Source organism: Mesorhizobium sp. WSM3860 (assembly GCF_002294995.1).
Taxonomy (GTDB): domain Bacteria; phylum Pseudomonadota; class Alphaproteobacteria; order Rhizobiales; family Rhizobiaceae; genus Mesorhizobium.
Genome location: NZ_NSGF01000019.1, coordinates 56571 through 77038 on the forward strand (window position 1 = coordinate 56571; position 20468 = coordinate 77038).

The following is a 20468-nucleotide window of genomic DNA, read 5'->3' on the forward strand; positions in this document are numbered from 1 at the left end:
GCGCATGACCCTTTCCAAAGATCGGATCCGACTTTTAGGGCCATGCGCTAGCGCCCGTTGGCGCCTTTCAGGCGCGCCTTGACGACCAGCGGCTGGATGTAGGGCTCGAGCGACTTCAGCGTGCGCTGAAGCGCGCCGCGCATCTCGTCGACGGTCGCCGCGCCCGCCGCCATCATCTCGTGGCGCACCGCCTCGTTGGTCAAAAGGAAATTGACGGCGCCGGCCAGCATGTCGCGGTCGCGCACCAGCTTGGCGCCGCCGCGGTCGAGCAGGCGCTGATAGGCCTCGCGGAAATTCTGCACGTTGCGGCCGGCCAGCACCGCCGTGTCGAGCATCGCCGGCTCCAGCGGGTTCTGGCCGCCTTCGGAGGTCAGCGAGCGGCCGACGAAAGCGATCTCGGTCAGCCTGAGATAAAGTCCCATCTCGCCGATCGTGTCGCCGAGCAGGATATCGGTGTCGGGCGTGATGCGGTCGCCCTTGCTGCGGCGCGCGACCTTCAGCCCCATGCCGGAGATCTGCGCGGCCAGCGCGTCCGCGCGGTCGGGATGGCGGGGCACGACGATGGTCAACAGGCCAGGGTGGCGCTTGTGCAAGGTCGCATGGACTTCCGCCGCGGCGGCCTCCTCCCCATCATGGGTCGAGATCGCCGCCCAGGTCGGGCGTAAGCCGATCTGGCGCTGCAGCGTCGCCAGCGCCCGCTCGTCGACCGGCGGCGGGTTGGTGTCCACCTTGAGATTGCCGGATACGGTCACCGGCCGGGCGCCGAGCACGCGGAAACGCTCGCCGTCGACATCCGACTGGGCAACGACATGGGCAAGATTCTCGAACAGCGCCTCGGCCACGCCGGCGCGCTTCTTCCACGACCGGAAGGAACGGTCCGACAGCCGCCCGTTGACCAGAACCTGCGGCACGTTGCGCGCGCCGAGCTCCAGGATGGTCATCGGCCAGATCTCCGATTCGGCTATGATGGCCAGCTCCGGCAGCCAGTGATCGAGGAAGCGGCTTACCGCGGGCTTGAGGTCGAGCGGCACATATTGGTGAATGATGCGGCTGCCAAGCCGCTCGTCGGCGACCTTGGCCGATGTCACGGTGCCGGTCGTCAGCACGATGTTGACGCCGTAATCGAGGATGCTTTCGACCAGCGGTACGACGGCGATCGTCTCGCCGACGCTTGCGGCGTGGATCCAGATCACCGGTCCTTCCGGACGCGGACGGCCGGCGACGCCGTAGCGCTCGCGACGGCGAACGCGGTCTTCCTTGCCGCGCGAGGCGCGCCAGGCGACATAGGGTCCGATCAGCGGATAGGCGACGGCCCCTGCGTAACGGTAGGCGGTCAGGGCCGCGCGCGCCCAGCGCTCGCTCATTTTTCGCCGTCCACGAGGCGGTAGGCCTCGGCGGTTGCGGCGTTGAGCGAGGCGGTGACCTCCTGGCGCTTGCGCTCCATCTCGGCGTCGTCGGCTTTGGGCGGCACGAAGACCGGCGGTCCGACGATAACGGCGGAGCGGCCGAACGGCAGGTTGATGGTGGTCTTGTCCCAGCTCTTTTCCAGCACCTTGCGGCGGCTGGTGGCGATCGCCGAGGGCAGGATCGGCCGCCCGGAAAGCCTGGCCAAAAGCACGATGCCTAGCCCCGCGTCGCGCGGCGTGCCATGTGGGATGTCGGCGATCATCGCGACATTCTTGCCGGCGACCAGCGCTTTCTTGAGCGCGATCAAAGCTTTGGCGCCGCCTTTGTCGAGATGCCTCGAACTGTCGCGGCCACCCGAGCCGCGCACCGCCTCGATGCCGAATCTGTTCAGCATCAGCGCGTTGAGCTCGGCGTCGGCACTGCGCGAGACCATGGCGACCAGCGGCCGGCCCTTGGGATAATAAGCCGGCGTCAAGAGATGCTGACCATGCCACAGCGCGATGATGCCCGGTTCGAGATGCGCATAGGCGCCGCCGGCGACCTGCGTCGACCCTTTCACCAGCGGGCTGGTGATGCGAATCAGCCGCACGAACCAGGCGAACAGGCTGGCGATGAAATTCTTGACGAACCGCGACTGGGCGAGCGGCTCGCGGATGCGGCGCCACAGCGTGCGAGTCCCGCCCCGCCCGGCGGCGCGCCCCGTCGCTCCTTTCACCGCTTCATGCTCCATCGATGTCAACCGGCTGCCTTTGTTTCCGGGTCGAGCAACCGGTGCAGGTGAACGACGAAATAGCGCATATGGGCATTGTCGACGCTGGCCTGCGCCTTCGCCTTCCACGCAGCGTGCGCCGATTGATAGTCGGGGTAGATGCCGACGATGTCGAGCGCATCCAAGTCACGGAACTCGGTTCCACCCAGCTTTTTCAGCTCGCCGCCGAACACCAGGTGCAAAAGCTGCTTCTTTCCGTCTTCCACGGCCATGCCGATCCTTCGCAGATTCATGAATTTTGTGAAACGTTTAGACCAAAGCGGCCGATTTTGGAACCGTGGGCCGACTCACCCTTGGTCAGCTCCGGCAATGACGCCGGCTAGGACGCCCAGCAGTTGGCCGCTGCCGGCGGCGAGCGCGCCATGGTTGATCACCTCGCCGGCATAGCGCGGCGGCTTGCCGGCGCGGTCGAGCAAGGCGCCGCCCGCTTCGCGGAGAATAAGGTCGGCGGCCGCGATGTCCCAGTCATGCGCGTTGGGCTTGACGAAGGTCGCGTCGAGCTTGCCGTTGGCGATCATCGCCAGCCGGTAGGCGAGCGAGGGGATGTAGGCGACGCGGCGCATCCGGGCTTGCCAGGAAGCGGGCATGCGGTCGAGCAGCGGCTTCGGCCCGCCGATCTCGACGGTATCGCCTGGCGCGCGCACATGGATGCGCTTGTCGTTGAGGAACGCGCCCTCGCCCGGCAGCGCCCAGTAGGTCTCGTGCTTGGCCGGACATTCGAGCACGCCGGCCAGCGAGCGGCCATCCTCGACCACGGCGACGCTGACGCACCAGGAATGCAAGCCATCGAGAAAGCCGCGGGTGCCATCGATAGGATCGACGACGAAAGTGCGGCGGGCCGACAGCCTGGCATGATCGTCGGCGGTTTCTTCGGACAGCCAGCCATAATTCGGCCGCGCCTTGAGCAAGGTCTCGCGCAGATAGGCGTCGGCCGCATGGTCGGCCTCGCTGACCGGCGAGGTCCCGCCCTTCATCCACACCTGGGGGCTTTGGCCGAAATAGCGCATGGCAATGGTGCCCGCCTCGCGGGCGGCGTCGCGCAGCAGAACGAGGTCTTCGTGCGTCTCGGCTGAGATGGCCATGTCAGGCGCCGGCAAGGGTCATCCCCTCGATCAGCAGCGTCGGCGCGGCAGTGCCGAAATTGCGGTCCAGATCGCTCGCCGGCACCATGTTGAGGAACATGGTCTTCAAGTTGGAGGCGATCGTCACCTCGGCCACCGGATAGGCAAGCGCGCCGTTCTCGATCCAGAAGCCGGAGGCGCCGCGGCTGTATTCGCCGGTTACCATGTCGACGCCCTGGCCGAAGACCTCGGTGACATAGAAGCCGCGCTGCAGCGAGGCGATCAGCTCCTCCGGCGCGCGCTCGCCGGGCTCGATGGCCAGATTGGTCGAGGACGGCGAAACCGAAGAGCCGCTGCGCGACCCTCGGCCGTTGGTGACAAGACCGAGCTCGCGCGCGGCCGAGGTCGACAGGAACCAGTGGTTGAGCACGCCTTTGTCGACCATCAAAAGCTTGTCGCCCTCGACGCCCTCGCCGTCGAAGGGACGCGATGCCTGGCCGCGACGCCGCAGCGGCTCGTCGGTGACGGTGATCGCGCTTGAGGCCACCTGCTTTCCCATCATGTCGCGCAGGAAGCTGGTCTTGCGCGCCACCGCGGCGCCGTTGATGGCGCCGGCGAGATGGCCGGCAATGCCGCGCGCCACGCGCGGGTCGAACACGACGTCGACCGGGCCGGTGGCCGCCTTGCGGGCGCCGAGGCGGCGCACGGCGCGTTCGCCGGCCTTGCGCCCGATCTCCTCCGGCGCGTCGAGATCGGCGAAATGCTGGCGGGACGAAAATTCATAGTCGCGTTCCATCGCCGTGCCTTCGCCTGCAATGACGCTGGTCGAACGCGAAAAGCGCGACGCGACATATTGGCCGACAAAGCCGTGCGAAGTGGCAAGCACCAGCCCGCCAAGGCCCGCGCCGGCGCTGCTGCCGGAGGAATTGGTGACGCCCTTGACGGCAAGGGCCGCTGCTTCCGCTGCCAGCGCTGCCTCCTTCAGCTGATCGGCCGAGACCTCGGTCGGGTCGAAGAGGTCGAGATCGCGCCGATTGCGGGCGAGCAGCGCCGGGTCGGCAAGGCCTTGATAAGGGTCCTCGGGCGAGACTCTGGCCATGGCGACGGCGCGCTCGGCAAGCGCCTTCGGGTCGGAGGCGGCGGTGGCCGAGACGCTCGCCACGCGCTGGCCGACGAAGACGCGCAGCGACACGTCCTCGCTTTCCGAAGATTCGGTGCCTTCGACCTTGCCCAGCCGCACCGAGACGCCGGCCGAACGGCCGCGCACGGCGACCGCGTCGGCCGCGTCCGCCCCGGCGCGCTTGGCCGCCTCGACGAGCGCCGCGACGCGGTCGGTCAGTTTCCCTGCGTCGAGCGTGTCGGTCATGCGGTTGGTCCTGTTTGTTCAAGCTGTCCGGGAGGGCGGATGCTGCCGCACATCCACGGAGGCCGAGCCGCCATCTCTGGAAAGCCCGCACCATCGTCTTGGATGCTGATGCACCATCTATTGTTCCACCACCGCTTGTGCAATGGCGGATGCGGCAATCTCAAGGCAATCGCGGCCCTTCGCAGCGCACTGCCTTGCCGCAGCCGCATGAACAGTGCGGATTAGCCGGCCACCGGCGCCCAGATCACATCTTCGATCCTGGCGGCGCCTGTTGCCAGCATCACCAGCCGGTCGAAGCCGAGAGCCGAGCCGCTCGCCTGCGGCATGATGGCAAGCGCGGCGAGGAAATCCTCGTCCAGCGGATAGCGCTCGCCATAGATGCGCTCCTTCTCATCCATCTCGGTGACAAAGCGGCGGCGCTGCTCGGCCGGATCGGTCAGCTCGCCAAACGCATTGGCAAGTTCGACGCCGCAGCAATAAAGCTCGAAGCGTTCGGCGACGCGCGGATCCCTCGCGCTCGGCCGGGCAAGGGCCGCCTCCGATACCGGATAGCCGTAGAGGATCGTGGCGCGCCCCTGCCCCAGCGCCGGCTCGACCTTTTCCACCATCACCCGGCTGAACAGGTCGGCCCAATTGTCGTCGGGCGCGGTGCGCAGGCCGGCGCGGACCAGGCCCGCGTGGAGCGCCTCGCGATCCGTGCTGCCGTCGGCGCCGACGGTACCCAGCAGGTCGATGCCGGCATGGCGCATGAAAGCTTCCGCAACGCTCAGCCGCTCCGGCTCGGCGAAGGGATCGGCCTCGCGGCCACGGAAACGAAAGCTTTTCGCGCCGGATTTTTCCGCGGCAAGCGCCAGGAATTCGGCGCAATCGGCCATCAGGCGCTCATAGGTCTCGCCGACGCGGTACCATTCAAGCATGGTGAATTCGGGATGATGCAGCGGCCCGCGCTCGCGGTTTCGGTAAACGGCGCCCAGGCTGAAGATGCGTTTCTCGCCGGCGGCGAGCAGCTTCTTGCAGGCGAATTCCGGCGAGGTGTGAAGATAGAGCTGCCGGCGCGACACGTCCGGCGCGATCGCCTCGGTGGTAAAGGCTGCAAGGTGCGCCTCGTTGCCGGGCGAAACCTGCAGCGCGGACGTCGTTACCTCAACGAAATCGCGCTCAGCGAACCAACCGCGCAGGGCGGCGGCAATAGCGTTGCGCGCCATCAGTCTTGGCCGGCGGTCGGCATGAACATGCGGCGTCCACCAGGGCGAAGCGCCGGTCATGAGCGGGAAAATCGCCGAGGAGACTGGCGGTTCGGCGCAAGATGCGCTAGGGCGCACGCGAAGGCCGCCGTTGCCGCTTCGGGGGCACAGACGCTTGCAGGCCGAAAAACTCGAATGGGATCGAATACCGTGGTCAAGGTCATCGCCAGTTCCTTACGCAAAGGCAACGTCGTCGATAAGGACGGCAAGCTCTATGTCATCCTCTTTGCCGAAAACATCCACCCTGGCAAGGGCACGCCGGTGACGCAGCTCGACATGCGCCGCATCGGCGACGGGGTGAAGATCTCGGAGCGCTACCGCACCACCGAGATGGTCGAGCGGGCCTATGTCGAGGAGCGCGAGCACACCTTCCTCTATTCCGACGGCGAAGGCTTCCATTTCATGAACCCGGAAAGCTACGATCAGGTCGTGGCTCCGGAAAGCGTGGTCGGCGACATGGCGCCTTACCTGCAGGAAGGCATGGCGGTGCAGCTGGCGCAGTTCAACGGCGTGCCGATCTCGCTGGTGCTGCCGCAGCGCGCCACGTTCGAGGTGGTGGAGACCGAGCCGGTCACCAAGGGCCAGACGGCGTCCTCATCCTACAAGCCGGCAGTGCTGTCCAACGGCGTGCGCACCGCCGTGCCGCCGCACATCTCCGCCGGCACGCGCGTGGTGGTGATGACCGCCGACGGGTCCTATATCGAGCGCGCCAAGGACTGAGGTTTACAGCAGCCCGCGCCACGGCTCGCCTGAGAAGAGGCGGGCCTGCAATCAGGCATAGTTGGCTTGTTTAACCCGGATCCGCCAGTTTCGCATGCGGACGGCAGCTTCGCGCCCCCTGCCCGTGGGCGGCGGCAACGAGGAACTCTGCCAGCTTCTGGGCCTCATTCGGCAGCGGCACGCTTTCGCTATGACACAGATAGTAGCCTCTCTCGGTCCGCAGGACATCCTTGGTGAGCGGCACCAGCCTCCCGGCTGCCAGTTCCGACTGCAGCAGGGCCACGCTGCCCAGCGCGATGCCGCTCCCGCGAATTGCTTCGCCGATGGTCTGGGAATAGGTGCTCATCGTCCTGACGTTCCAGCCTTCAGGTCCATTGAGCGAAAGGCCATCGAACCACACCTGCCAGTCGACCCAATCGGGAGCAGAGCGCACATAGTTCAGCAGAGGCGGACCGTCGCTCCGGCGATAGTGCTGGAACGCACCACTGCCGCCAGCGCCCAACGAAGCGGCCAAAGCCGGTGACGCCATCGGAACCATCTCCTCATCAAGGAGGCGCGTAGCGTGGAATCCCGGAACCATGCCGCTGCTGTAAATAACCAGCAGGTCGTTCTTCCCTGCGAGCAGGTCGCCCGTGCTGTCGGAGGTGACCAGTCGCGTCGGGCAGGCATCGCCGGAAAGGCCGAAGGCCTGCAACTGCGCGGTTAGCCAGAACATGCCGACCACGGTGTGAGCGCCGATAGAGAGCGGCCGCATCGCATGCTCGCGCGACGCGACCAGGCCCTGGCGCAGGAACTCCAGCGCCATCGCGACGGTATTGTAAAGCCGCTCGCCGCTCGCGGTGGGGCTGAGCCGCTTGCCGTTACGGATGAACAGCGGCTCTCCGATCCATTTTTCAAGCTGATGGATACGCTTGCTGACCGCCGCCTGCGAGACGTGGAGTTCTGCAGCACAGCCAGTGAAGCTTCCGACCCGGTGAGCGGCCTCGAAGAAGATCAGCAGGTCGAGCGGTGGGAGGGCGGTCCGGTATTTCTTCATAACCACAGGTTATTAGCGTGCCGGAGTTTTTTCAACGTTTCCAGCCCAGTGCGCAGGATGCATTTTGCGTTCGACATTCATGCTCGGTGGGTGCCGGAGATCGCGGAACATGACAGCCTTTCCTCGCATCGGATTCGTCGGACTGGGAAACATGGGCGGGCCCATGTGCCAGAGGTTGGTGGAGGCCGGCTATCCCGTCACCGTCTTTGACCTCAATCCGACCGCGCTTGAACGACTCGTCACCATCGGCGCTTCGGCCGGCTCTTCGGCAGCGGATTGTGCCGCCCAGGCGGATATCTTCCTCACCTCGCTGCCGAGGCCGGATCACGTGGAAGCCGTGATGGCCGGCGAGAACGGAGCGCTCAAAAGCCTGAGGCCGGGAAGCCTCTGGATCGACCTGACCACCAACCGCAACGAACTCGTCTTCCGGCTCGCATCGGAAGCGCCCAAAGGGGTGAAAGTCGTGGATTCACCGGTGACCGGAGCGGTGGACGGGGCGAGGAACGGCAAGCTGACGCTCTTCGCCGGCGGAGAGCAGGCATCGTTCGACCATGCGGCTCCAGTCCTCGGTCATCTCGGTATGGTCATCCATTGCGGGGCTCTCGGAACGGGCAATGTGGTGAAGCTGGTGACCAACCAACTCTGGTTCATCGGGGCGGCGGCCATCGGCGAAGGATTCGCGACGGGCATCGCCAACGGCGTCGAACTCGGCACGCTATGGCGCGCCATCCGCAGCAGCGTCGGCGACAGCTTCGTCGCGCAACACGATGCCCCGTCCATCTTCGCTGGCCACTACGACCCGTCCTTTTCGCTGGACCTTTGCCTCAAGGATCTTCGCCTAATCCAGGAACTGAACCGCAACGTTCGGGCACCGCTTCCCATGACCACCGCGGCCGAAGGCGCGTTCGCCCTTGCCGCCACCCGCTACGGCGCGCAGGCGGCCGAACTGCATGTCGCCAGGCGCATCGAGGACGATGCAGGACTATCCATGCGGCTCGAGGGCGACTGGGTTCCACCATGGGAACAGTGAGATGGCGACAGGGCTTGGAATCAGGATTTCGAAGGGAGAGCTTGAGATGAAGGTCGGTTTCATTGGCCTTGGCATGATGGGCAGGAACGCGGCCCTGAACGTCGCCCGCAAAGGATTCGAGATGGTCGTCCATGACGTCCGGCCGGAAGCCTTGAAGCCACTGGTCAAGAAAGGCGCCAAACCAGCTAGCAGCCCCGCGGAGGTTCTCGACCAGGTCGACGTTGTCGTCACCATGGTGTTTGGCCCGAAGGAGATCGAATCTGTCGTTCGTGGCGAGAACGGTTTTCTATCGACCGACTGCCGGGGCAAGTACTGGATCGATCTTACAACGAGCAGTCCCAAGCTCATGCGCTCGCTCGGCAAAGAGTTTCATGCCAAAGGCGGCGCGCCGGTGGATGCTCCGGTGACGGGCTCGGTGGACTCCGCCATCCGCGGCGACATGATCATGTTCATCGGCGGTGAGGATGCCGATATCGAGCATGTGCGGCCCGTAATCGAGGCAATGGGCGAGATACGCAAGGTCGGCAGGCACGGCAATGGCTACGTCGCCAAGCTGGTCAACAACCAGCTCTGGAAGATCCATGCTGCCGCGATCGGCGAGGCGATGGTCACCGCCAAGGTTGCCGGGCTGGAGCCGGATGTCTGGTGGTCGGCCATGAAGGGGGGCGCGGCGGACAGCTTCGTCATGCAGCATGATGTGCCGTCCATCTTCGCCGGCCATTACGATCCATCGTTTCCCTTGGCGCTCTGTCTCAAGGACCTCGGCCTGATCGAAGAGCTGATGAACGACACTGGCACGCGTGCCGAACTGACATGCGCGACGCATGACCGGTTCAAGGAAGCGGCCGGCCGCTATGGCAGGGATGCCGGCGAGATGACGGTTTGCAAGGTCATCGAGGATGACGCCAACATCGAGTTGCGCGTGGCCGGAGATTGGATACCGCCTTGGGAGGTGAAGGCTCCCGACGCATGATCCTGACCGGTCCCGCGTCGTATGGCTCCCAGGCATCTCCCGACGCTGGCCGAACGCTTGAGCTGGTCTTTCTGTCGCAGGACGCTGGGAGCGCCGACCAGCTTGTCCAGCGGCTCTGTGTATCTTTTGTCAACTATGCCACTGCCCATTCCGGTCAGCGCGGGCAGATTCGATTTCCCTTCGGGTGGTGTAAGGTGGAAGTCCACGGCCCGACTGTGCACATCACTTCTGGAGCCGAGGATATGGCGAGCCTAAAACGCGTCGAGGAAATCGTCCTTGACCGGCTGAGGCGGATCGCCCACCGGCACCGACACGAACTGAACGTCCGCTATTGATGATCTGAAGCCAAAAACCGTCCGTCGGCTGACGGCTCACTCAAGGCATTCGTCATCTTGTCGCCGGGTGTCTGCAATTGGCGCTCGGTGGCTTTTCGGCTCGCGGGATTTCCCACCTTCTAGTTAGCCACACGGTCAGGCCGGCATTTCCACCGGAAGGCCGGCGGCTTTCCATTCCGGCATGCCATCCTCTAGGCGGCGCGCGGAATGGCCAACCGAGCGCAGCGCGGCCACCGCCTCGAAGGACATCACGCACCATGGGCCGCGGCAGTAGGCGACGATTTCCCGGCCGGGGTCGGCACAGTGGGACCAGGCCTTGATTTCGCCGAGCGGGACATTGATCGCGCCGGGCACATGGCCGAGCGCGAACTCGTCCGCCGGGCGCACATCGATCAGCGTCACCAGCCCGTCGCGCATCAGCGCCTGAAGTTCCTCGCGCGTGACCGGCTGTATGTCGTCGCGCGCATCGAAACAGTCGCGCACAATGCGATCGACTTCGGCAAGGTGGCGCTCCGCGACGCTGCGCACTGACGCGAACGCGCTAAGCACGCTGTCGTCGGCAAGCGAATAGTGCACGTACTTGCCGTCGCGTTCGGCCGAGACGATGCCGGCGCGGCGCAGCGCCTGCAGATGCTGGGAGATGTTGGCGATCGGCTGGCCGAGCTTCGCGGCAAGCGCCTCGACGCTGCGCGAGCCTTGCGCCAGATGCTCGATCAGTTCCAGGCGCAGCGGGTGCCCGAGCGCCTTGGCGACGATCGCGAACTGTTCGTAGAGCGCCTGCTTCGGATTGCGGATTGACATCGCCCTTTCCGCCGTCATTCAATAGAATAATTGAATGACGGTTCCGAACATTGCTGTCAAGCCGGGCGGCTCGCACGGCAGTTGCATAGCGCGGAGAAAAAGCGATGATTCTCAGGCAGTTCCTCCATAGCGACCCGGTCGCCGCCTCCTATCTGTTCGGCTGCGGCGGCAAGGCGTCTGCTGCTGTCGTCGATCCGGTCGGCGAGATCGCGCCCTATGTCGAGGCAGCGCGTACGACGGGCATGCGCATCCTCTATGTCGTCGACACGCATATCCACGCCGACCATATCTCGGCAGGCCGTGCGCTCGCCGCAGCGACCGGCGCCGAATACGTGCTGTTCGAAGACGCCGAGGCAGGCTTCCCGTTCCGTCACGTTAAGGACGGCGAGGTGCTGGAACTCGGCAATGTGACGGCGACCGTTATGCACACGCCAGGCCACACGCCGGAGCATCTGAGCCTTTTAGTCACCGACCGGACGCGGTCGACCGAGCCCTGGTTCGTGCTTACCGGGCACACGCTGATGGTTGGCGATCTCGGCCGGACCGAGCTTGCTTCGAGCGCCGAGGACGGCGCTCGCGCGCTCTATGCCAGCGTGCGCCGGCTGAAGGAACTGCCCGATCACATCGAGGTGCTGCCGGGCGCCTATTCCGGCTCGGTCTGCGGCCGCTCGCTCAGCGGCAAGCCGACATCGACCATCGGCTTCGAGCGGCGCTTCAACAAGGCCTTCCGCATCGAGGACGAGGGCCAGTTCATCGCCGCCATGACCGCCGACATCCCTCCCCCGCCGCCGGACGCGGCCCGGACCCGCGCCGCCAACGCCGGATCCCGATCGTGAGCGCAACGGCGCCCGCCGTCGCGCTCGGCCTCAAGGCCAACTGGAAACAGTTCGCGCTGCTGGTGCTGATCAACGCTTTTGTCGGCGGCATGGTCGGCATCGAGCGGACCGTGGTGCCGCTGATCGGCGCCGAGGAGTTCGCGGTTGCCTCGACCACGCTCGTCACCTCGTTCATCGTCAGCTTCGGCGTGGTCAAGGCCTGCGCCAATCTCGTCTCCGGCCAGCTTGCCGACACATGGGGTCGCAAGCGGGTGCTGATCCTGGGCTGGCTGTTCGGCCTGCCGGTGCCCTTCATGATCATCTGGGCGCCGAGTTGGGGGTGGATCGTTGCCGCCAACGCGCTGCTCGGCATCAACCAGGGGCTTGCCTGGTCGATGACCGTCATCATGAAGGTCGATCTGGTCGGGCCGAAATCGCGCGGGCTCGCCGTCGGCCTCAACGAGTTCGCCGGCTACCTCGCCGTCGGCGTCACCGCATTTCTGACCGGCTATCTGGCCAGCCGCTACGGGCTGCGCCCGGTGCCGATCTATCTCGGCATCGGCTATGCGATCCTGGGTGCCGCGCTGTCGATCCTTCTGGTGCGCGACACGCGCGAGCATGTGCGGCTTGAATTGGCCGACCATCCGAAAGCTGTCTCCCGGCTCGGCTTCCGTGAGATCTTCATGCTGACCTCATTCCGGGACCGCAATTTGTTCGCGGCCTCGCAGGCGGGCCTGGTCAACAATCTGAACGACGGCATGAGTTGGGGGCTTTTTCCGCTCTTCTTCGTCGCCAACGGGCTCGGCGTCGAGCGCATCGGCATCCTCAAGGCGGTCTATCCAGCGGTCTGGGGCATCTTACAGGTCGCGACCGGGCCATTGAGCGACCGCTGGGGCCGCAAGGGCCTGATCGTCGCCGGCATGTGGGTGCAGGCTGCCGGACTTCTGCTCACCGCAATGACACGCGACTTCGGCTGGTGGCTGCTGGCGAGCCTCTTGCTCGGCCTTGGCACGGCGATGGTCTATCCAAGCCTCATCGCGGCGGTATCCGATGCGTCGCACCCGTCCTGGCGGGCGCGCTCGCTCAGCGTCTATCGTTTCTGGCGCGATCTTGGCTACGCCATCGGAGCGCTGTCGGCGGGCCTCATCGCCGACTTCTTCGGCTTCGCCGCAGCGATCGCGGCAATCGCGGCGCTGACCTTCCTCTCGGGTGTAATCGTGGCGGTGACGATGCGAGAGACCAGCCGCTGACCCGACTCTGAGCGCCGGTCCGACAGCGCTGCGTTTACGATATCCGAAGCTTCATGCTGCTAGAGACGCGCCTGTCCGATACTATGGCGCTGGGTGCCTTTGCGGGGTCTTTCATGAACAACTCGACGCGCATGCCGTGGGTGGACACGGCAAAAGGTCTTTCGATCATCCTGGTGGTGATGATGTATTCCGCCTACAACACCGGCGAATATACCGGCGGCGTCGGCTTCCTGCATTATGTCATCGGCTTCGCGACGCCCTTCCGGATGCCGGAGTTCTTCCTGATCTCGGGCTTGTTCCTGTCGCAGGTGATCGACCGGCCGTGGCGGCGCTATATCGATCGGCGCGTCGTCCATTATCTCTATTTCTATGTGCTGTGGGCGATCATCTCGATCGGGCTGAAGATCGGCATCTTCAGCCGCGATCCCGCCGGCATGCTGCATGACCTCGCCATGGCTGTCATCCAGCCCTATGGCGTGCTGTGGTTCATCTACATGCTGGCCGTGTTCGGCCTCGTCGCGCGCGTCTTGCGCGAGCTTGGCGTGCCGCACTGGATCGTGATTGCCGCCGCCGCCGCGCTGCAGATGTGGGCGCCGCATTCGGACAGCTATGCCCTCACCCAATTCGCCGCCTATTTCGTATTCTTCTATCTCGGCTTCGTGATGGCGCCGCTGGTGTTCCGGCTGGTCGCGTGGACGCAAGATCGTTCCGCGATCGCCATCGCCGGCCTGGCCCTGTGGGCCACCGTCAACGGCCTGCTCGTCTATTCGCCGGGCTATGCCGTCGAGCCGGTCGGCATGCAGATGGGCCTGGCGGCATGGCCGCCGCTTCATCTTACGCTGGCCGTGGCCGGCGCGGTGGCGCTCTGCGTCGCCGGCGGCTTCCTGTCGAAATTCGCTTCGATGGAATGGCTGCGCTGGCTGGGCGAGCATTCGCTGGTCGTCTATGTCGCCTTCACCATCCCGATGTCGATCTTCCGCGGTGTCATGCTGGCAAGCGGCCTTCTGACCGATACCGGCATGCTCAGCCTCGCGGTGCTGCTCGTCTCGCTCGTCAGCCCGGTCATTCTCTATTTCATCGTCAAGCGCACCGGCTTCGGAAAATTCCTGTTCGAGCGGCCGGCCTGGGCGCATGTCGACAGACCGACTGCCGGCCAGATCCCAAACAAGGGCGTTGTCCGGCCCGCGCGCGAGGCGGCCTGAGGCCGCCTGTTTCGTCTCGGCGAGCCGCCGGCCTGCCGGCTACTTGCCAGCATGCCCGGGCCGGCGCACGGCCTTGATCTTGCCGCTGCTGCCGCCACCGCAGAAGAAGCAGCCGCCGCCATCGGATTCCAGTCCCGACACGCCGGAGGGCATCGCCAGCTCCTGCAGCACGTCGCCCGTCTCGGGGTCGATGCGTAAGAGATCGCCCTCCTCGCCTTCCCAGGTGGCATGCCAGAGCTCGCCATCGACCCAGGTGACACCGGTGACGACGCGCTTCGATTCGATGGTGCGGATCACCTTGCCCGTATCTGGATCGATCTGATGGATCTTGTGTGCCCTGTATTCGCCGACCCAGAGCGAACCTTCGGCCCAGGCAAGCCCAGAGTCGCCGCCATTGCCGGGGGCGGGAATGGTGGCGACGACCTTGCCTGTCTTCGGATCGACCTTGTGGATGCGGTCCTCACCGATCTGGTAGAGGTGCTCGCCGTCGAAGGCGGTCCCGGCATGCGAGGCGACGTCGATCGATTGCACGATCGCGCCGCTCTCCGGGTCGAGCGCCTTCAGCTTGTCGCCGGTGGCGAACCAAACATTCTTGCCGTCATAGGTGACGCCGTTGATGCGCTCGGCATCCGGAAAGGGGCCGTATTCGCGCAGGATCTCGGCAGCGGCTCGTTTCATTTTCGATCTCCATTCGATAATAGCCGCAGACTAGTCGCTCGGCAGCGGGCCCGGGAGTAACAAGACAGTCGGGAATCCGGTGACCGGCGGCGTCATCCAGCGGCGCGCCCTGCCGCGACCGACCGCCTGCACCTTGTTGTCGGCCGAAAGCGCCTCCAGCGCCCGCTGCACGGTGCGCGGGCTGGCACCGAGCGCGATCGCCAGCGCCGAGCTCGACCAGGACTCGCCATCGGCCAGAAAGGCGAGCACCGCGCCATGCTCCTCCTCGACAGGCGGCGCCAGCACCACGACCTCGACTGCGTTCAGCGGCGTGAGCGCAAAGCCGGCCGCCGTCGCGTTGATTTCCGCCAGCGCGTTCATTTCAGCGCGCAGCCGGCCCATCTCCACCCTAAGCCGCGCACGATGCGATTCATCGGCGTGCCTGGCGCGGAAGGCGCGCTTCAGCAGCACCTCCCGCGACGCATCGGCGGGCCAGGCCTCGGCCAGCGTGCGCGCCAGCGCAAACAGCACCGGCCGCGTCGCCAGCGACACCACCGTATCCGCCTTGCGCACGGCATTGCGGCAGGCATCGACGACGAGGGCGCCTGAGGTGAGCAGCGCCTCGACCTCGTCGAGCTGCAACGGCGTCTCCAAGCCCTTCGACACGAGCCGCGCAACGGGCGTGTTCAGCACCAGCGACGCGCTTTCGACCTCGGCCTTCAGCGCCGGGATATTGGCTTCATAGGCCGCCAGCGCCGCCCGGCCGAGCGCCGCGCGCGCAGCCTTCGTCCGCAGGCGCCTGACCGCGATGCCCGCGGCCGCGAGCTCATGCGCGACGCGCGCCACGGGCGGCAACGGCGCCGGATCGAAGCCGGCTAGCAGGCGCTCGGCCTCGTCGAGCCGGCCGATCAGAATGAGGCGGCGCGCTTCGAGGCTGCCGGCATAGGCGGCGTTGACGCGATCGCCATGCGTTTGAAGCGTCGCGCGGGCGGCTCGCAACGCTTTGTCCGGCCAGCCGAGATCGCGCGAGACCAGCGCGATCTCGGCCTCGGCGACGACGCAGCGGGCGCGCGCCACCGCCTCCTTCGGACTGAAAGCGCGGGCGGCGCTCTTCAGCAGCGCCTTGGCCTTGGCGAAGTCGCCGAGCTGCGCCATCGCGATGCCGCGCAGCGCCAGCGCCGGGGCATCGTCGCGCAGCGCGACCCGCTTCAGGGCGCCGAGCGGGTCACCTGACGCCAACGCACGGCCGGCGGCATTGATCAGCGAGTCCATGCAATGCCCGGCTCAGCGTCTCCCGGATCAAATCGCGTCACACTTGTAACTCTCACCATCGCGCCGTCCGGCCCTAAGTTTTCCTTGTCACCCCAACCAACCGCAAGAACGGGACAAGAGCAATGACCCAACACATGAAGACACCACCGGTCGTTTCGCCGGAAGCCTGGGAAGGCGCGTACGAAGAAATGCTGGTGAAGGAAAAGGCCCTCACCCGCGCCCGCGACGCGCTGGCCGCCGAACGCCGCCGCATGCCGTGGATGCCAGTCGAGAAGGACTATGTCTTCGAAGGTCCGAACGGCAAGGCAAGCCTGCTCGACCTATTCGAAGGCCGCCGGCAGCTGGTTATCTACCGCGCCTTCTTCGAGCCCGGCGTCTATGGGTGGCCGGAGCACGCCTGCCGCGGCTGCTCGCTTGGCGCCGACATGGTCGGCAACCTCGCCCATCTCAACGCCCGCGACACCACGCTTGCCTATGCGTCGCGCGCGCCGCAGGCCGACATCCAGCGGCTGAAGCAGCGGATGGACTGGAAGATGCCCTGGTACACCATCACCGACAGCTGGGATAAGGATTTCGGCGTCGACGAATGGCACGGCCACAACGTCTTCATCCACGACGGCAACCGCATTTTCCGCACCTATTTCGTCAACAACCGCGGCGACGAGGCGTTCGGCACGGTGTGGAGCTATCTCGACGTCACCCCGCTCGGTCGCCAGGAGGTGTGGGAGGATTCGCCCGAGGGCTATCCGCAAACCCAGACCTACAAGTGGTGGAACTGGCACGACAACTACGAGGAAGGCGCCGCACCCGACCAGCGATGGGTCGAGGTGTCGGATGCCGGCGAAGCGGCGTTTCGCAACAAGAACGCCTGAGCGCGAAGCGACTCTGGCGGCGCCGCCGCGCCGCCAGAGCCGATCTTTCCTGAGAGCAGTTGGAAGGTGGAGATCATGAGCATCGACAATCCCGCCCCTCGCCCCGCAGGCCTGAGCGGATTCGGCCCGGCAGACTGGTTATGCCTGGCGGCGGCGCCGACCTTTGCCGTCATGACCTTGCTCACGGCTGCCGATAGCGGACCGAACGCGATGTGCATGTCCGAGCCCGGAGCCTCCGTGCTCAGCGGCATGGCGCCGATGTATTTCCTGATGGCTGCCTTCCACCTCGCGCCCTGGCTGCGGCTGCTCGCCGGAGGTGGTGCAATCGGCGTTTCATCCTGCCGAGGCGCTGCCCGACTTAAGCGCGGAGTGGATCGCTGAGAGCAGGGATGCCGGCGTGTAGGGTTTTACCAGCCAGCCCAGCGGCTTCGCGGGCGCTGCCCGGGCGCGGACGTCGGAATCGGAATGCGCCGTCGCAAAAACCGACCGCAAACCGTAAGTTCGAAACAGCTCCAGGGCAGCTTGGATTCCATCCATGGCGCCGGACAACCGGATATCCATCACAACCAGGTCAGGCCGGTCCGCAGCTGCGCTATCGAGCGCTTCCTCGCCCGAGCCGACGACTACGACCGAAAAACCGGCCGCGGTCAGCGTGCTCTCCATCTCCAGCGAAATGAGAAAATCGTCCTCGACGACCAAGATCCGCGTCGGCAATGCGGCGGCCACAGGTTCGGCCGACGCGGCTTTCGTTGGGATTGGCCGACGGCGTCCGGGTGGGGCAGCAAGCTCGGTCATCGGGAGCCATCCAGGAACTGAAAAAGTGCCGGCGAGAGCTTCATGAGAACCGAATGCTGCAGCGCGTCTTCGGTTCCTTGGTCACGACAAGCTTACCGTGCAGCTGCCGCGCCAAGCCCTGAACCAGTTTCAACCCGGACGAACGGTCGCGGACCGAAGCCAGGTCAAAGCCGGGACCGCTATCTTCGACAAATACCTGGAATCCGTCGGCATCGCGCCGAAGCCCGACCCGAATTGTGCCGGCTCCGTCGGGAGTTCCATATTTCACGGCATTGGTCAGAAGCTCGTTCAGGATGAGCGCCAGCGGCATTGCAACATCGTTCGAGAGCTTTGAATCGTCTGCCTCGAACTCAACCGCGACTTCCTTCGGAAAGGTCTGTTTTACTGTCCCGCAAACCGCAAGCAAGAAACCCTTCGCGTTGAACTGCGTCGAATCGACCGTCTCGTACAGAACCTGCTGAGCAGCGGCCATGGCCGCAACGCGGTTGCCGGCTTCACGCAGGATTTCTCGCGCTTGTGGGTGCGCTGCCCTTTGACCCGCCAAGCTCAGCAGCGACTGCAGCATCTGCATGTTGTTCTTCACACGATGATTCAGCTCATTGAAGAGCAGCCGCTGCTGTGTTTCGGCCTGTTTGCGTTCGCTGATGTCGACCAGCATGTTGATACCGCCGACGATATTGCCATCTTCATCGCGCAGCGGCGTCGGATACGGGATGAAGGGAATCCGCACGCCGTCCGGGCGCTCGGCGACGGCTTCGGCGTTGCGTATCGGACGCCCCTCCTTCAGGGCGACCGCCATCGGGCACTGGTCGTGAGGAAGCGGGGTTCCGTCCGGCCAGAACAATTTCCACGTCACGCACCACTTATCCTTGCCGATCTGCGGAACGCGCCCGGAAAGCTCGACGGCCGCCTCGTTGAAAAAGGTTATCGTGCCGTCGGCATCCGTCGTGTAGATCGCCGCCGGAATTGCCGCCAGCAGGTCGCGCAGCTGACGCTCGCTCGCGCGCAGCTTGGCCTCCGCCACCTTTTGGTCGGTAATGTCGCGCGCAATCTTCGAGGCGCCGATGATGCGGCCCTGGCTGTCGCGGATCGGAGAAATCGTCAGGGAAATATCGATGAGGCTGCCGTCCTTGCGGCGACGCACCGTTTCGAAGTGATCGACGTTTTCGCCGCTGCTGATGCGCCTGATGATTTCCGGCTCCTCGCCCAGCCGGTCATCGGGGATGATCATCGTAATGTGCCTGCCGATCGCCTCATCGGCGCTGAAACCGAACAGACGCTCCGCGCTGGCATTCCATGAGGCGATAACGCCGTTGAGATCCTTGCTGATGATCGCGTCGTGAGAGGATTCGACAATGGCCACGAGTTGATTTGCCGCGCGCTCCGTCTTCTGGCGGGCGGCCTCGAGCCGCACTCGGTCGACCGCGAAGCCGAGTTGTCCGGCCACTGTCAGAGCAAAACGAAGCTCGGACTCCACGAAATCGTGCGGATGATCGTAATACGTCATGAACTTGCCGAGCAGCTGACCGCGCACCGAGATCGGGATGAAAGCCAGCGCCGCAATACCTTCGTCCCGCACAGCCGCCTTAAGGTCGTCGGGCAACCCGCTCTGCTCGACGTCGGCAATAGCGATCGGTTCGGGATCGCGTGTGTCGCGCGGCCAGGGGGAATGGCCTTCGACGGCCTTTCGGTAAGCTTCGGACAGGCCTCGCGAGGCAGCAAATCTGAGGAAGCCGGTGTTGTCGAAGAAGAGTATGGACGCGCGGTCCGCACCCAATGCGCGAATGATGGCGCTGAGGGCTATCTCGTGGACCTCGCCAAGATTCGCCGCGCGCTGAAGGCTGTCCGTGAATTCATAAAGCGCCGCCTGCTGCTCCAGATGCCGGACGAGAGCGGCCTCGGCCTTCTTGCGCGCGGTGATATCCTGCTGGACACGCACCGCATACAAGAAGCGGCCTTCGGAGTCCCTTACGCTCGACGACGTGACCGCGACCCAGACTCTTGCCCCGTCCTTGCGGATGAAACGCTTCTCGTGCCGGTAGCTGTCGATCTCGCCTCGCACCTGACGCTCGAACTGACGCAGATCCGCATCGACATTCTCCGCCAAAGTGGCATCGAACACCGACCTACCGACAAGTTCATCGGCGGAATAGCCGAGCAGGTCGGCCAGGTAGCCATTGACGCGTCCGAGTTCGCCCTTCGCGTTGACTTCAGCGATGCCAATCCCCGCATGCTGATAAGTCGCAGCGAGCCGCTGCTCCTGTTGCCCAATGATCTCATCACTCAGACGCCGGTCCGTGACGTCGTGGAAACAATTGATCGCGCCGACGACCCGACCATCCTCGTCTTCGATCGGCTCGATGTGGACCATCACCCATATCGCTGTGCCGTCCGGCCGCTCGATCTTGCCTTCAATCCCCCTGACCGGAATACCGGTTCGCAGCACCGCGGCCATCGGGGTTTCGGCGCGCGCGATCTCGCGTCCATCGAGATAGAGCCTGTGGGATCCGCAATAGAGTTCGGCGTCGGAGCCACGCAAGGGCGTTCGCCCCCACAAGTCGGCAGCGCGCTTGTTGAACCAAAGCAATCGGCCTTGCGCGTCGCAAGCGTAGATCGCAATGGGCAGTATCTCGATGAAGTCAGGCGGGACTTGCAGGGCCACGGCGTCCTGCGGGGTACGGATAAACCCCTCGGTCCCTTGAACGCTTTCGATGCGCATCTCCCATTCCCGCTCGGCAACGAAAAGCCAAACGCATCGGATCGCCGAATGTTCCCGCTGCGGCCCGACACTTCGGCACCGAGGCAGCGCCGAGATAATTGGCGAGGGCGATTTCGTTGTGCCTGGTGAACCGCTTTCGCATAG

At 65.1% G+C, this 20468-nt stretch carries 21 protein-coding genes; 9 read left to right on the plus strand and 12 right to left on the minus strand.

All coding sequences use genetic code 11. The features are described 5' to 3' along the window. Positions 1 to 47 precede the first annotated feature (47 nt). The 6 genes from waaA to epmA form a co-directional block, all read right to left on the minus strand. Positions 48 to 1364 (minus strand): lipid IV(A) 3-deoxy-D-manno-octulosonic acid transferase, encoded by a 1317-nt coding sequence (waaA, locus tag CK220_RS24925; RefSeq protein WP_095814055.1) that lies wholly within the window; start codon positions 1362 to 1364, stop codon positions 48 to 50. Continuing rightward, entirely contained in the window at positions 1361 to 2137 is a 777-nt protein-coding gene (locus tag CK220_RS24930) for a lysophospholipid acyltransferase family protein (protein ID WP_095814056.1), read from the minus strand. The genes waaA and CK220_RS24930 overlap by 4 nt, the downstream gene beginning before the upstream one ends. A gap of 5 nt (positions 2138 to 2142) precedes the next feature. Beyond that, positions 2143 to 2388, minus strand: coding sequence for a DUF4170 domain-containing protein (locus CK220_RS24935; RefSeq protein ID WP_040973997.1), 246 nt, complete (start codon positions 2386 to 2388; stop codon positions 2143 to 2145). A 75-nt stretch (positions 2389 to 2463) separates the two neighbouring features. Further along, entirely contained in the window at positions 2464 to 3258 is a 795-nt protein-coding gene (locus CK220_RS24940) for a 3'(2'),5'-bisphosphate nucleotidase CysQ (protein WP_095814057.1), read from the minus strand. A 1-nt stretch (position 3259) separates the two neighbouring features. Continuing rightward, complete coding sequence (locus CK220_RS24945) at positions 3260 to 4603, minus strand: TldD/PmbA family protein (RefSeq protein ID WP_095814058.1); 1344 nt, start codon at positions 4601 to 4603, stop codon at positions 3260 to 3262. 221 nt (positions 4604 to 4824) lie between these two features. Beyond that, entirely contained in the window at positions 4825 to 5868 is a 1044-nt protein-coding gene (epmA, locus tag CK220_RS24950) for an EF-P lysine aminoacylase EpmA (RefSeq protein ID WP_095814059.1), read from the minus strand. Positions 5869 to 5997: 129 nt separating this feature from the next. Between epmA and efp the strand changes: the two genes are divergently transcribed. After that, a complete protein-coding gene (gene efp / locus CK220_RS24955; RefSeq protein WP_095814106.1) occupies positions 5998 to 6567 on the plus strand; it encodes an elongation factor P in 570 nt (189 codons plus the stop codon). Positions 6568 to 6637: 70 nt separating this feature from the next. On the opposite strand, the gene CK220_RS24960 is transcribed toward efp, so the two are convergent. Beyond that, complete coding sequence (locus CK220_RS24960) at positions 6638 to 7603, minus strand: LysR family transcriptional regulator (protein ID WP_095814060.1); 966 nt, start codon at positions 7601 to 7603, stop codon at positions 6638 to 6640. A gap of 109 nt (positions 7604 to 7712) precedes the next feature. Between CK220_RS24960 and CK220_RS24965 the strand changes: the two genes are divergently transcribed. Genes CK220_RS24965 through CK220_RS24975 form a run of 3 tightly spaced genes read left to right on the plus strand, consistent with a single transcriptional unit; the run spans position 7713 to position 9941 of the window. Then, the gene (locus tag CK220_RS24965; RefSeq protein WP_176479195.1) at positions 7713 to 8633 is read left to right on the plus strand and encodes an NAD(P)-dependent oxidoreductase; all 921 of its coding nucleotides are present in this window, start codon (positions 7713 to 7715) and stop codon (positions 8631 to 8633) included. A 46-nt stretch (positions 8634 to 8679) separates the two neighbouring features. After that, entirely contained in the window at positions 8680 to 9606 is a 927-nt protein-coding gene (locus CK220_RS24970) for an NAD(P)-dependent oxidoreductase (protein ID WP_176479196.1), read from the plus strand. Then, a complete protein-coding gene (locus CK220_RS24975; protein ID WP_095814063.1) occupies positions 9603 to 9941 on the plus strand; it encodes a DUF2218 domain-containing protein in 339 nt (112 codons plus the stop codon). Before CK220_RS24970 ends, CK220_RS24975 begins: the two co-directional genes overlap by 4 nt. Before the next feature lie 135 nt (positions 9942 to 10076). Here the strand turns inward: CK220_RS24975 and CK220_RS24980 are convergent, their stop codons facing one another. Further along, positions 10077 to 10742, minus strand: a complete 666-nt coding sequence (locus tag CK220_RS24980; protein WP_095814107.1) for a metalloregulator ArsR/SmtB family transcription factor — start codon at positions 10740 to 10742, stop codon at positions 10077 to 10079. 104 nt (positions 10743 to 10846) lie between these two features. Here CK220_RS24980 and CK220_RS24985 point away from each other — a divergent pair, with 104 nt between their 5' ends. From CK220_RS24985 to CK220_RS24995, 3 genes are all read left to right on the plus strand, one after another. Then, on the plus strand, positions 10847 to 11578 hold the full coding sequence (locus CK220_RS24985; protein WP_095814064.1) for an MBL fold metallo-hydrolase: 732 nt from the start codon (positions 10847 to 10849) through the stop codon (positions 11576 to 11578). Then, the gene (locus CK220_RS24990; protein WP_245429391.1) at positions 11575 to 12807 is read left to right on the plus strand and encodes an MFS transporter; all 1233 of its coding nucleotides are present in this window, start codon (positions 11575 to 11577) and stop codon (positions 12805 to 12807) included. The genes CK220_RS24985 and CK220_RS24990 overlap by 4 nt, the downstream gene beginning before the upstream one ends. A 113-nt stretch (positions 12808 to 12920) precedes the next feature. Further along, a complete protein-coding gene (locus CK220_RS24995) occupies positions 12921 to 14009 on the plus strand; it encodes an acyltransferase family protein (protein WP_095814066.1) in 1089 nt (362 codons plus the stop codon). Between the two features lie 39 nt (positions 14010 to 14048). Here CK220_RS24995 and CK220_RS25000 read toward each other — a convergent pair whose 3' ends face one another. Beyond that, entirely contained in the window at positions 14049 to 14687 is a 639-nt protein-coding gene (locus tag CK220_RS25000) for a PQQ-binding-like beta-propeller repeat protein (RefSeq protein WP_095814067.1), read from the minus strand. Positions 14688 to 14717: 30 nt separating this feature from the next. Further along, entirely contained in the window at positions 14718 to 15938 is a 1221-nt protein-coding gene (locus CK220_RS25005; protein ID WP_095814068.1) for a helix-turn-helix domain-containing protein, read from the minus strand. A 122-nt stretch (positions 15939 to 16060) separates the two neighbouring features. Between CK220_RS25005 and CK220_RS25010 the strand changes: the two genes are divergently transcribed. Together CK220_RS25010 and CK220_RS25015 are read left to right on the plus strand one after the other, a co-directional pair. Beyond that, complete coding sequence (locus CK220_RS25010) at positions 16061 to 16810, plus strand: DUF899 family protein (RefSeq protein ID WP_067329733.1); 750 nt, start codon at positions 16061 to 16063, stop codon at positions 16808 to 16810. Between the two features lie 75 nt (positions 16811 to 16885). Further along, on the plus strand, positions 16886 to 17191 hold the full coding sequence (locus CK220_RS25015) for a hypothetical protein (RefSeq protein ID WP_176479197.1): 306 nt from the start codon (positions 16886 to 16888) through the stop codon (positions 17189 to 17191). On the opposite strand, the gene CK220_RS25020 is transcribed toward CK220_RS25015, so the two are convergent. Further along, positions 17144 to 17605, minus strand: coding sequence for a response regulator (locus tag CK220_RS25020; RefSeq protein ID WP_095814069.1), 462 nt, complete (start codon positions 17603 to 17605; stop codon positions 17144 to 17146). The genes CK220_RS25015 and CK220_RS25020 overlap by 48 nt on opposite strands. Before the next feature lie 40 nt (positions 17606 to 17645). Then, positions 17646 to 20324, minus strand: a complete 2679-nt coding sequence (locus tag CK220_RS25025; RefSeq protein ID WP_095814070.1) for a PAS domain S-box protein — start codon at positions 20322 to 20324, stop codon at positions 17646 to 17648. Between the last annotated feature and the right edge of the window lie 144 nt (positions 20325 to 20468).